Origin of the sequence: Candidatus Amarolinea aalborgensis (assembly GCF_900491745.1) — a bacterium.
Lineage (GTDB): Bacteria > Chloroflexota > Anaerolineae > SSC4 > Amarolineaceae > Amarolinea > Amarolinea aalborgensis.
Genome location: NZ_UETR01000003.1, coordinates 72,684 through 80,465 on the forward strand (window position 1 = coordinate 72,684; position 7,782 = coordinate 80,465).

Annotated in this window: 7 protein-coding genes; 6 read left to right on the forward strand and 1 reads right to left on the reverse strand. The window is 57.0% G+C overall.

The window, feature by feature from the left end:
- The gene (locus ACPQ6D_RS05140) at positions 1-633 is read left to right on the forward strand and encodes a hypothetical protein (protein ID WP_423223230.1); all 633 of its coding nucleotides are present in this window, start codon (positions 1-3) and stop codon (positions 631-633) included.
- A 75-nt stretch (positions 634-708) separates the two neighbouring features.
- Here the strand turns inward: ACPQ6D_RS05140 and ACPQ6D_RS05145 are convergent, their stop codons facing one another.
- On the reverse strand, positions 709-2,025 hold the full coding sequence (locus ACPQ6D_RS05145) for an integrase core domain-containing protein (RefSeq protein ID WP_423223231.1): 1,317 nt from the start codon (positions 2,023-2,025) through the stop codon (positions 709-711).
- Between the two features lie 316 nt (positions 2,026-2,341).
- Between ACPQ6D_RS05145 and ACPQ6D_RS05150 the strand changes: the two genes are divergently transcribed.
- The 5 genes from ACPQ6D_RS05150 to ACPQ6D_RS05170 all read left to right on the forward strand — a co-directional run bounded on the left by ACPQ6D_RS05150 (position 2,342) and on the right by ACPQ6D_RS05170 (position 7,746).
- On the forward strand, positions 2,342-3,418 hold the full coding sequence (locus tag ACPQ6D_RS05150; RefSeq protein ID WP_423223232.1) for an RHS repeat-associated core domain-containing protein: 1,077 nt from the start codon (positions 2,342-2,344) through the stop codon (positions 3,416-3,418).
- 11 nt (positions 3,419-3,429) lie between these two features.
- Positions 3,430-3,999 carry a hypothetical protein gene (locus tag ACPQ6D_RS05155; RefSeq protein WP_423223233.1) on the forward strand — a complete coding sequence of 190 codons (570 nt, stop codon included), beginning with the start codon at positions 3,430-3,432 and terminating at the stop codon, positions 3,997-3,999.
- Positions 4,000-4,704: 705 nt separating this feature from the next.
- Complete coding sequence (locus ACPQ6D_RS05160) at positions 4,705-6,711, forward strand: RHS repeat-associated core domain-containing protein (RefSeq protein WP_423223234.1); 2,007 nt, start codon at positions 4,705-4,707, stop codon at positions 6,709-6,711.
- Positions 6,712-6,720: 9 nt separating this feature from the next.
- Positions 6,721-7,428, forward strand: a complete 708-nt coding sequence (locus ACPQ6D_RS05165; protein ID WP_423223235.1) for a hypothetical protein — start codon at positions 6,721-6,723, stop codon at positions 7,426-7,428.
- A 75-nt stretch (positions 7,429-7,503) separates the two neighbouring features.
- On the forward strand, positions 7,504-7,746 hold the full coding sequence (locus ACPQ6D_RS05170) for a hypothetical protein (protein ID WP_423223236.1): 243 nt from the start codon (positions 7,504-7,506) through the stop codon (positions 7,744-7,746).
- Positions 7,747-7,782 lie beyond the last annotated feature (36 nt).

Here is a 7,782-nt window from a genome sequence, read left to right on the forward strand (position 1 = left end):
ATGTGGCATTTACTTGATCAAGCCCCAGATGGATTCGACACTGGTTTCTTGGAGTGGCTGCGAGGAACCGAGGACTCTCTGTCAGTCTCTTTTGCAGACTGGCGTCCATCAGACGTGGAAACGCAGGAGTTGGAGCGAGTGATACATCGGACGGGCCAAGGAGTTCCTAGTGATTTGCAAATCTATTATATGCACGCCTATCCCTTCGATGGTGTGAAGAATGCAGCGTCATTATGGGCAGAACGGATCGAGCGATTTACGAGAATCTGGGTCGAACGGCAGAGATGTGAGGACTGGACAGCGGACCAGGAAGACAATCTATCATCTTCAATACCTGTTCTCTGGCCTGTAGACTGTTTTCGTCAATACGATACGGTGGCATTCCTTACTGAACGGGGCGACCTGGCGGTGATCCATATCGACGCATTGTCAGCCAAGGCGACACCTGTGGCTATGGGTCTTAGGAACTACTTCCTGACCCAAATAGCGCTGCAAATACTTGCAGATGAGCTGAATGTTGAACCCAACTGGGACAGGCTGTGTTCACACCCGGCAATCGCTTCGCTTTCGCGATGGCCTGTTGTTAATCCACCGCGCCACATATGCTTGGAAGCGGGACTTGCAAGTCAATGAGAGATCGCTAACAGGTAGCTGTCAACCTTCAGGACATCGTAGAATGAAGTGATGCACATTAACAACCATGAACCTTCAGGACATCGTAGAAAAACACCGGGAGAGAACCGCTTTGGCGAGGTTGCCGAGTCGAGTGCGCCAAGACGGTGAGTCATCCGAGTGTCGGGACGGTGGAGCAGTTTGTTGTACCGGGTTCCTGATTGGAAAGGGATGCTCGGCCAGGCAAAGACGTTGGCTGACATCTGGTGCGGTGTCGTAGACACGCAGCGTAGCGGTTCGAGCCGTGATGGCGAGCGTGACCCATACGCCCTGATCAGGCTGCGCTGCGGGGACATCCCACTTCAGATTGAGGACGGAGACGGTGCGTTCTTGAGTGACCCGACGGATGAAGTGCACTTCGCCGACGCTGACAGGCAAGGGGGTTAGCACTCGAAAGCCGGTCGGCAAAGTCCGGATGGGGGTGGCAAAATGCAGTTCGGCCGGAGAGCATCCATTCAAGGCCGAATGGTGTTGGCTGCTCCGATAGCTGGTGAAGAAGATCGCCGAATGCGTGCGCACGGCGGTAAGGTCGGGTAGTTGCACTTTGTCCCACACATTTTGGCCGTAGTCTTGATGGAAGCGTTCGACAAAGGCATTGCTCTCTGGGTGGTAGACTGGCGAGAAGACCAGTTGTGTGCCAACCAGCAGGGCCAGACGCACCACTTTACCGAAGACGGCTGGATGAGTAAACCCGCCGCTGAAACAGCTTTCGTTATCTACCTGCGTGTACGTGGGGATGCCCAACTCCTGCCAGACGTGGAGCAGAAAGGATGCGGCATCTCCGGAGCGCTTAGTCAAGTGCTGCTCCCCGTGTGGATAGCGCGAAACCACATCAAGCGCATTGAAACAGGACACGAGGTCACCCCCGGTTAGGTAGCGGGGAAAGATGTCGACCTGGATCAACTCGTGCGGATGCAGCGGACGTACATGCGGATAGATAATCTCCACGGACTCGGCTGGGTGATAAGGTCGCGTCATGCCGGCCAGGTGTAACACGCGCTCTATGCTGCTCACACCAGGTAGCGGCCTCATGCCTTTCTGCCGCAATCGAGATCGAACCGCATGGGCGCCAATGTATGACAGCTTGTCCGGTTCGTTGGCCTCAGCCTCAAGTTCGCTGCGAGCTTGCCGAATCGCCTGGCACGTCACTTGCGAGAGCCGCGTCGGCTGTCGTTTCGGCACCCTCGACTGCTCTTCCAGGGCATGCCAGTCGGCTTCCGCCAGATACCGCTTCCACCATTTGTAGACCCAGGCCAAAGATCGTTTCAGTTCTTCGGCCGTTTCAGCGGGCGTCTTTCCACTGCGCAGCAGATGAATCGCAGCTTTGCAGTCAGCGTTGTCGAATTGTGTCATGATCCACCTTCTTTACCTTACGTCCCGTTTGGGTGAATCGTAACACCGTCGCCCGAATTCTACGATGTCCTGAAGGTTTGGTTGTTAAGGAACTTTCCACGATGTCTTGAAGGTTTGACCATTAGCCTTTCTACGATGTCCTGAAGGTTGACAGGTAGCGAGTATCCGTCTCAAGTTGGGCTTCGCGCCCTGCGACGTTGGCCCGGTGTAGCAAAACACCTTCGCGTGCGGCTACACCTCCACGATCTACACCGCTCAGACCCATGGTGCCAATGAAGGCTGAGACAGTTCAAAGGTCAGACGTAGTGTGCAACAGGTGGGCGGTCAGCGCATCGTGTTGCGTGTGGCGGGGATAGTCTCCTGGCTGCTGAGCGATCACCTGGGCAGCACCGCAGTTACCGCGGATGGCGTCAGCGGGGTGCGCACCGCGGAACTGTGGTACAAGCCCTGGGGCGAGTCACGCGGCACGCCTTTCGGCGCGACGCCGACGACGTACCGGTTCACGGGTCAACGCGAGGATGCGAGCATCGGTCTGTACTTCTACAACGCGAGATACTACGACCCGGCGCTGGGGCGGTTCACTCAGGCCGATACAATCGTGCCGCAGCCGGGGAATCCGCAGGCGCTCAATAGATACTCGTACACGGTGAACAATCCCGTCAAGTTTGTAGATCCCAGCGGCCATATACCATGCTATGGTGATGGACCAGATGAGTGCAGTTGGGCGGGATACAAGGATCAACCTGCAGGCGCTCGACGTCATTCGTTGCGTGGGTATGCACGATTCCTAGAGAAACAAGTCACAGTCGGCGAAATGACAGCGCTCGATGCGGTGATCGATTTGTGGGGATTTGCTGGCTTGTATGGCAAAGACGCTGTTACTACCTCGGATGATGTCAGTTACACCCTGGTAGGGAGCGGCGGCACGTTCACTCTCCTAGGTGGATTTTTGCTGAAAGGTAAAGAGTTTCTTGGCGGCGCGTCACTCAACTTGCCGAACTTCGGGGATACCGGTTTCAATCCGAACTACCAAGATGGTCATAACCAGCCGTATCACTTTTGGGCGAATGTCAACACGACCGCTCAAGGCGGAAATCTTGGCAAAGGTATTGGCTTAGTCGCCAATGTCGTACATGAGATGGCGGATCCGACGGAGGCGCTTAAGACACCTCAGGAGCGCGGAACATCTTGGGAAGATTACTTCCTTTCCTTGAAAGGGATGGAGATGGGCCAAATGTTGCGTTCTGGTGAACTCACCGTTGACCAGGCTGGCGGTTGGATGCGGGCTAACCTCAGCGCGCCGGCCGGGCCAGCCTATGACTTCTGGAAATCTACCGGCACGAACTGGTGGCCGTCCGTCTGGATGCAGCGAGCGGTTGATCTTTTCCGTTGAGGAGGCGAGCCATGCCACAATTACGCTATCTTAAGTCGTCTACGTTCTCGGCTGGGGACAAAGTCAGATCGGCGCTGTGTGGCTTGATATGTGTCATGTTTCTGGCTGGATGCGGGCTTGCGCAGATTCCAGACAGCATCCACCGTTACGAGACCCGTCAGGCGGCGCGCTATCCCTGGACCGTCAAAGCAATAGATGAGGAGCATAAAGCCAAACTGTGCCAGGCGCTGCGGCTGAAGTCAAATGACCTTTTCTGTCAAGCCGAAACACGCGTGACGACGACCGAGCTCATGCAGACTGTGCAGCAGCGGTTTCCCGTAAATCGGACAACATATTCTGAGGTCGCGACTGCTTTGCAGGACTTTCCGGTAGTAGTCGAGGAATCCAAGTCACCGACGGGTATGGTGACAGGAAGAAGATATGCGTATCTGCTGGCCCAGTTCCGCGGGTTCTGTACTTACTTTGAGGTTAACTTGGACACACATACCGTCCATAGAATCTACAACACAAAGGCACCAGGCCTCTCTGACGGGCCAATTCCTGAGGTGTGTGGTCCTGCGATACGATCTGCGCTGCCGTAGTGTCAGGTGTGAGCTTGCGACGACATAGATTTCTGAGAACTCTCGTTAGTTCAGTACATAGCCAGGAACCGATCAAGGAAGATAGGCTACCGCAAATCCACCTGCTGTGCGCTGTTAGCTTCACAATAGCCGGGGTAGGGTGGTTGTTGGTCAAGGGGCCAACCCAGGTGATCCGAGGAACTGTGCCGCTGGACATTGAAGCTCCTTTCAGCTATATGGTGATGGCCTTTCCTTTTCTAGGGATCTTGGTGGCTGATGCTCTCGCCCTATGGAAGTTGGCGACGAAGTGGGCCAGCTTGGTTCTGATACTACAAGTGGGCTGCATCTGTTTCCTTTCCATAGTGCGCTTGACGTATCGCCTGCCCATCAGTGGACACGTACTGCTGATTGCATTCTTCATACTATACTCGCTCGGCACAAGGCGAGCTCTCGTGAGGACCATAGAGACTCTAGTCGCAGTGGTAGCCTTCTGTGTGCTGCTGGCTACGAAGCTGATCGCCTGGAGCGATTGGCAGACGCCAGCGGTCGCGCTGGCTGTCGCCGTCACACTGTGGATGAGCGGCAACATAGGTGGCCGAGCACTGGACATGGTCGGCAGACGTACCCGAGATAGATCTGGCAGCGCTGGATAGAGAAACTGCGTACCATCGAATTAGGTCATGCCGATCGAGGCAGGCGAGCCGGCACACGAGTACGAGCGACCTCTTGAGCAGCATAGCCTGGGTCTACGATCTGCGGGTGATCCAAGAGATGAAGGTCATCAACTGGACAGGCGGCGGGACGTTCGTCACGCAGCGAGGGTATGACCCGGCCGATCGGATGACGCCGTTGGTCTACCCTGGCGGGGAGGCGGTGAATTCTGTTTACAATGACCAGGGGCTGCTGCGGCGCATTTACACCACGGGGCTTGACTATGTGCAGAGCACGACGTATGATGTGGCAGGGCGGGTGACGCAGCGGGTGTTGGGAAACCCGGCCGTGGTGCAGGTGGGGTTCAGCTACTACCCCTGGACGACCGTCACCGGGCAAGGGCGCTTGCAGCAGCTGACGGCTGGGATACCGGGGGACCTCAGCAGCTTGCAGAACCTGACCTATGTGTACGATGCGGTCGGCAACGTGGATTGGATTAAAGACTGGGAGGCTGGCAGCCCACAGCAACAGGACTTCACGTATGACCGGCTGAACCGGTTGGTCAACGCTGTGGCGAGCGGTGGTGCGAATGGCGTCTACCCAACTGAGACCTATGGCTTCGCTCCCAACGGCAACCTGACCACCAAAACTGGGGTGGGCGCGTACAGCTACGGTGTGCAGGCGAGCAGTTGCCCAGAGGGTGCGTTGAGCAAGCCGCATGCGGCGGTGACCGCGGGCAGCAGCAGTTACTGCTATGACCAGAATGGCAACATGCGGCGGCGCACAGTGGGCGGCAGCACGTACACCCTGACCTACGATGCCGAGAGTCGGCTCGTCAGCATCAGCGGCGCGGCGACAGCCAGCTTCGCCTATGACGCCGATGGCAATCGCATCAAGAGCGTGCTGAACGGCGAGACGATCACCTACGTCGGTAGCTTGTACGAAAAGAAAGTGGTTGGCAGCACGACGACGCACACGAAATACTACACCTTCGGCGACCGGCGCATCGCAGTGCGTGTGGCGGGGACGCTCTCCTGGCTGCTGAGCGATCACCTGGGCAGCACCGCAGTCACCGCGGACGGCGTCAGCGGGGCGCGCACCGCAGAACTGTGGTACAAACCCTGGGGCGAGTCACGCGGCACGCCCTTCGGCGCGACGCCGACGCTGCGCCGCTTCACCGGGCAGGTGCTGGACAACGTCGCGGGTGGGTTGTATTTCTACAACGCCAGGTACTACGATCCGGCGTTGGGGCGGTTCATCCAGGCGGATACGATCGTGCCGCAGCCGGGCAATCCGCAGAGTTTGAATCGGTACAGCTATGTCGGAAATAATCCTCTGCGCTACGTGGATCCTTCGGGTCACCGAGAATGTGAGGGAGCCAGTAACTGCAACGGGCCTGATCCTGCGCTGCCAGCGGCGCCGCCGGCTTACGGCGGGCCTTGTATCAGCGTCGTGTGTTTGCCAACTCTCACTCCTGCCCCCTCAATGATGATGCCTGGAACTCCAGACCCGCAATGGGTTGCTCCAACGGCAACCCCATATGGGGGAGCATGGGTGGGGCCAGGAGGTCCGTGGACGCCAACCTCGACACCACATCCGTATGTACCGCCGTCGCAGCGCATCAATCGCCCATCCGTGTATTGGGCGATTGTGGCAGCTTACAATGAATTGCCGCGGGTAGTTTCCAAATTCACTCCAGTGACCGCACGCGCGGCAGGGCGAACCGCTGTGTTCGTCCCATTCCCAGAACCGGTCATCAAAACGATGGGAATCGTCGCCAACTATGGCCCCAATGTGGTGCAACATCTGCGCAACCATGACCACCCCTACGAGGTAGTTACCGACCTGGCGGTGGATACTGGCGGACTGGCGTTTTCTGCGCTGACAACTTCGGTGTTGACACCTGTCCTGGCGTTGGCGGGGCAAGCTATGGTTCCCACTGGCGGACAAGTGGTAGGCGGTATCGCTGGATTTCTTGGCGGCTCGATTGGCGGTAGCGTTTCCTGGGACGTGCTCATCGCTCCTGTCGTTAGGCCAACGATACGCTCTTGGGTTGGCAGCTACGGCGAGTTTTTCAGATAGGTACCAGGTATGCGTAAATTTACTGATGCCCACCGCGGCCCTTTCTCGGCGTTTCTGTTTGGTTTGTGCGCTGCACTTATTTCTTTCATGGGAATAGGGTTTTTCAGCGTAGTCAACGCAAAACTACCTCTTGGACTGTGGCCCTTGTGCCTTTTCTACGTCGTAGCTGGCGCCCTAATAGAATTAGCATCCAATCGGGTGGCTCATATCAGGGCGTTCCAGGTTGTTGCTATGACAGGATGGTCTCTCCTCCAGAGTGTGCTTTTGTGGAGAATCCTGTCCGCCGGGCAAACAGAGTTGTTCCAGGTATTTGCAGGGCTGACAATTGGCGTGATGATCATCGGGCTGATCTTCGTAGGCTATCGAGCGAACCATGATCGGCTTTATCTCGCTGACATTCCACAGGGTCCTTTTGGCGTGCTGGATAAGCAGACGGGCCTAGTAAATCCTTATGACTCTGAGCCTCCTCTGCGTGAAGCACAAAATCGAACCTCTACCGTGATTGGCCGTCTATACCGACTCATTCCCCTGGCCGTTGGCTTGTCCACATTGTTGGTTCGGGGTTTGCCTGATTCAGGCATTGCTACTGTGACGACTATGCTCGCCTTCGTGATGGCCGCAGGGGGATCTCTTGGTAGTGGCGCGTTCTGTTTCTTTCTTGTTACTACACTGCGTTGGGAACATACACACGGGAAGCAGATACGAGTCAATCGCTAAATTCTCAGCAGCGTCACGGCGAGCCACGTCTATGACGGCAGAGCCTGCCCTGAGCGCCGCCGAAGGGGCAACCGGGTGAAGGCGGTGATTGGCAGCAGCACGACGGTGTACGCGGGGGCCATCTACGAGCAGACGACCAGCGGAGGCAGTACGACGATCACGAAGTACTACCAGGCTGGCGGTCAGCGGATTGCGCTGCGGGTCAACGGGGTGGTGCGCTGGCTGGCGACCGATCACCCTTCGGCAGGCTCAGGGCAGGCCTGGGCAGCACGGCGGGTGGACTTTTGCCACGAATGGCACGAATTGCCACGAAGGTAAGAGTTCGATTCGTGAGAATTCGTGAAATTCGTGGCA